Here is a 4,240-nt window from a genome sequence, read left to right as displayed (position 1 = left end):
GCAAAAGCAAGTGGAATTGCCTTATCTTTTTGTAATGCTGAAGAAAAAGCCTACTTAAAAGATATCCAGAAGTTAATCAATCAGGAAATTCCTGTGATTTCTGAACATCCTTTTATTGGTGATGGAATTGAAGATGCTCCTATTCCAAAAGGACCTTCAAAAAATCAAAAGAAAAAATTAAAACGTCGTTCAGAAAACCAACCTAAAGAAGGTGAAAACACCAATAAGAAAAGAAAATGGAGACCTTATTCTAAAAAACGACGTTAATTCTCTAAATCAAAAATCCCATAATAACATATAGTATTATAGTTATTAAACCGCCTATTAATGCATAAGGTAATTGGGTTTTTACATGATCTATATGGTCACTTGCTGATGCCATTGAAGATATTATCGAAGTATCTGAAATAGGAGAACAATGGTCTCCAAAAACACCTCCACCCAATGTTGCTGCAATTACTAATGTTGTATCTGCTCCTTGAATAGTTGCCATTGGTAAAGAAATTGCTAACATAATTGCAAACGTACCCCAAGAAGTCCCTGTTGAAAAAGCAATAAAAGAACTTATAACAAAAACAATAGCTGGTAAAAATTCTGGAGAAATCCAATCTTTAGAAACATTCGCAATGTACTGTCCCGTACCTAATTGATTACAAGCTTCACCTATCGCAAATGCAAGCATCATTAATAATGCTAAAGGCATTAATTCACTAATTCCTTTTAGTGTTAAATCTACCATTTCTTTCGTTTTCATTATTCCTTGTGATCGGTATAAAATCATAGCAACCAAAATAGCAGTAAGTACAGCATATAAAACAGACGAAGATCCAGACCCTTTCCCTATTGCTTGAGAAAAATGATTCCAAAAAGAATGATATTTTTCAACATTACTCCAACCTGTGTAAGCTAAATTAATAGGCATCATAAGTACCATTGTAACTAAAGGAATTACCATATTATAGGCTTTTGCTTTAATTCCTTCTTTGGGTGGATATGATGTAACAGTATCAGAAAGCATAGGTTTAGCTCCTTCATTCATTAACTTACCTGTTTCTTTTGTTCGTTTTTCGGCTTTCGCCATTGAGCCAATATCTTTTTTAAAAATGATTACAAATGTTAAAATTAGTAGCGTTACAATTGGATAAAAGTTATATTTAATAGATGTTATTAATGTAGCAAAAGGGTGCTCAATGCCTTGAGTAACTAATAAACCCATAATAAATGCTCCCCAAGCATTAAATGGAATAAGAATTGAAGTTGGTGCAGAACTAGAATCGGCAATATAAGCTAATTTTTCTCTTGGTATTTTTAATTTATCAAAAATTGGTCGGTACAAAGTTCCTACTGTAAGTGAGCTAATACTAGTTTCAACAAATAAAATAATTCCTGTAAACATTGCTAATAACTGAACAATAACTCTACTATATCCTGTTTTCTTTTTTTCAAAGTAAGAAATTAATATATTTAATTTATTTACAAAACCTTCAACACCTCTTGAATATTGAATAAAAAGTAATAATGCCCCAACTAAAGCACTAAACATAATAGTCCTAGTATTCCCTTCAGATTTAAAAACATTTACCATTCCTTCGATTGCGGCTAAACTTCCTGTTAATAAATTCCAATCACTCATAATTATCCAAGAAAACCAAATTCCAAAAAATAAAGCGATGTAAACTTGTTTTGTTCTTAATGCAAAAATAATTGCTATAATGGGGGGAAGTATTGATAAAAAGCCGTAATCGTTCATTGAAAGTTAGATAAGTTGTTGGTGAAAAAATATAGCACTAAATTTAAAGTGTTATTTACTTATTTCGAACATATATTAATTTAAAACGACCGCTTGTTTTTTCTTTTTGAGTAATTTCAAATTGATTTAATGATTTGAATAATGGAGTTAACTTTTGAAATCCGAAATTACGAGCATCAAAATTGGGTTGTTTTTTCAAAATAAGTGAACCCACATCCCCCATAAAAGCCCAACCGTCATCATCTGCTGCATCATTAACTGAGTTTCTTAAAAATTTAATCACTTTTGGTGTAATTTTATCAATATTAGGTTTTTTAAGTTTTTCTTTTCCAGTTGAAGTGTCATCTTCAGTTTCTAAAATTTCTAAATAAATAAATTTGTCACAGGCTACAATAAACGGATTTGGAGTTTTCTTTTCACCAATTCCATACACAACTAAGCCTGCTTCTCTAAGCCTTGTTGCTAACTTTGTAAAATCACTATCTGATGAAACCAAGCAAAAACCATTTACTTTTTCTGAATATAAAATATCCATCGCATCAATAATCATGGCTGAATCTGTAGCGTTTTTACCAACAGTATACCCGTATTGCTGAATAGGTGTTATGGCATTTTCTAGTAAAATGGTTTTCCATTTTGATAATTGCGGTTTGGTCCAATCTCCATAAATACGCTTTATGGTTGGTGTGCCATATTTTGTAATTTCCTCCATCATTTCTTTAATGTATTTTGAAGGAATGTTATCACCATCAATAAGTACTGCTAATTTTAAGTCTTTTATCATATTTGATAAAGGTACTGAAAAATAATTTCTAGTTTTTTAAAATTTAAGTTCTAAATATTATCTTACTTTAGCCCTCTATATGATTTCAAAGAATACAGATAAAGAACAACCTAATAATCCTCTTCACGGAGTTAAATTAGCTGAAATTTTACAATACTTAATTTCAACTTATGGTTGGGAAGAATTAAGTTTAACAATTAAAATAAATTGTTTTAAAAGTAATCCTACCATAAAATCTTGTCTTAAATTTTTACGAAAAACTCCTTGGGCAAGAACAAAAGTGGAAAATTTATATTTAAAATCTCTTCAAAAATAAAAAGGCAACCAATTGGTTGCCTTTTTATTTTAATTAGTCTTCATAATGTCTTCGAGTCGGTGGATTATTAAATAGTATTCCACCAGCATCTTCAAATTCTTTCTCTAACGCTGGAAGTTTTACATTAAATAAATTATTCAAAGTTGTTTCCTTATTTTTAAAGGCTGCTTTAGCTAGTTTATACTGCTCTTTTTGAGCTCCTGTGATGTTTACTTGTGCAGAAGATGTTGTGTATAATGCAAATTGAATTCTACTTAAAACCGTATTTTTAGCTCCAAATCCACCTATAATTACTTTTGCAACCTTATCTATTTCTTGTTGTAAAGCATCCATTTCATCTACTAAAATAGTTGCTTCAACTGGAGTATTTGCTAGTATCTTTTTCATGTTTTCAATACGAGTATTCATATCTTTAATTTTACCTCTTGCTGAAATTACTTTTCTGTTTAACCCAATAACATTCTTCTTAAAATTAAAATTACTCTCATAATTTGGTGTTCCAAGTGCATTTGGAATAGAAATTACATTGAACGACTTTCCTTCAATAATTCTTGTGAATTTTCCATCAATATTTTTATCAATTGCTAATTTATAATCTCCTGGAGAAACTTTTGCTCCACGATTAGTTAAATACGATAAATTCCAACTAATACTGTTGTACCCACTTTTAAGAGGCGTTGTTAATTTTCTCATAATATTGCCCGAAGCATCATAAATTGTAAACACTAATGTTGGTTTAGACTCTTCGCTTTCTGCTAATAATTCTTCTTCGGTTGGATACCTAAATTTTCCCGATTTTTTAGCAGCTTTTTGAATCGTTTTTCTTTTTTGTTTTAAAGTTTCGTACCCATTTTTAATATAGTATTCAAATTTAGCTGATGGTTTAGGATTTGGTGTTCTAAAATGAACATCACCTTGATAATTTAAATTACTTGAAGGAAAATATAACAATGCATCATTAATTTCAAAAACATGCGCTTCTTTATTATTTATTTCTTCACTTATTTCACGTAATGCTGAGTAATTATCTAACACATAATATCCACGCCCAAATGTTGCTACAACCAAATCGTTTTCACGCTCTTGAATTGTTAAATCTTTCACTTGAATTGGAGGAATTCCATTTTTAAGTTGCACCCATTTTTTTCCGCCGTTAATAGTTGTCCAAACACCCCATTCTGTTCCAATAAATAAAATATTAGGATTTTTAAAATCTTCTTGAATTACATAAACTGTTCCTTTAGGTAAATTTGAAGCAATTGAAGTCCACGTTTTACCATTATCAGTACTTTTTATTAAATAAGGAGTAAAATCACTACTGTTTTTTCTACCATCAAAACATGCATATACTGTGTTTTCTTCATGTTGAGAGGGTAATACATAATTTACA

Annotated in this window: 3 protein-coding genes and 2 pseudogenes; 2 read left to right on the top strand and 3 right to left on the bottom strand. The window is 30.1% G+C overall.

Annotation, left to right across the window (positions count from 1 at the left end; genetic code table 11):
• Positions 1–267 (top strand): annotated as a pseudogene (locus tag QM495_RS12625) (ATP-dependent helicase); the annotation flags it as partial.
• A 4-nt stretch (positions 268–271) separates the two neighbouring features.
• Here QM495_RS12625 and QM495_RS12620 read toward each other — a convergent pair.
• Both QM495_RS12620 and QM495_RS12615 read right to left on the bottom strand, forming a co-directional pair.
• The gene (locus QM495_RS12620) at positions 272–1,750 is read right to left on the bottom strand and encodes a Na+/H+ antiporter NhaC family protein (RefSeq protein ID WP_408672472.1); all 1,479 of its coding nucleotides are present in this window, start codon (positions 1,748–1,750) and stop codon (positions 272–274) included.
• Positions 1,751–1,805: 55 nt separating this feature from the next.
• Positions 1,806–2,534 carry an NYN domain-containing protein gene (locus tag QM495_RS12615; RefSeq protein ID WP_408672471.1) on the bottom strand — a complete coding sequence of 243 codons (729 nt, stop codon included), beginning with the start codon at positions 2,532–2,534 and terminating at the stop codon, positions 1,806–1,808.
• A gap of 79 nt (positions 2,535–2,613) precedes the next feature.
• On the opposite strand from QM495_RS12615, the gene QM495_RS12610 reads away from it, so the two are divergent.
• Positions 2,614–2,850, top strand: a complete 237-nt coding sequence (locus QM495_RS12610; RefSeq protein ID WP_408672470.1) for a VF530 family DNA-binding protein — start codon at positions 2,614–2,616, stop codon at positions 2,848–2,850.
• Between the two features lie 33 nt (positions 2,851–2,883).
• Here the strand turns inward: QM495_RS12610 and QM495_RS12605 are convergent.
• Positions 2,884–4,240, bottom strand: a pseudogene (locus QM495_RS12605) (hypothetical protein); the annotation flags it as partial.

The sequence above is a fragment of the Lutibacter sp. genome, from assembly GCF_046055765.1.
Taxonomy (GTDB): Bacteria; Bacteroidota; Bacteroidia; order Flavobacteriales; family Flavobacteriaceae; genus Lutibacter.
This window is presented reverse-complemented; position numbering and strand designations above follow the sequence as displayed.

What these genes read in the sequence shown, in the direction of transcription:
- QM495_RS12615 (WP_408672471.1), bottom strand. Translation starts at nt 2,534, where the DNA reads ATGATAAAAGACTTAAAATTAGCAGTACTTATTGATGGTGATAACATT.
- QM495_RS12620 (WP_408672472.1), bottom strand. Translation starts at nt 1,750, where the DNA reads ATGAACGATTACGGCTTTTTATCAATACTTCCCCCCATTATAGCAATT.
- QM495_RS12610 (WP_408672470.1), top strand. Translation starts at nt 2,614, where the DNA reads ATGATTTCAAAGAATACAGATAAAGAACAACCTAATAATCCTCTTCAC.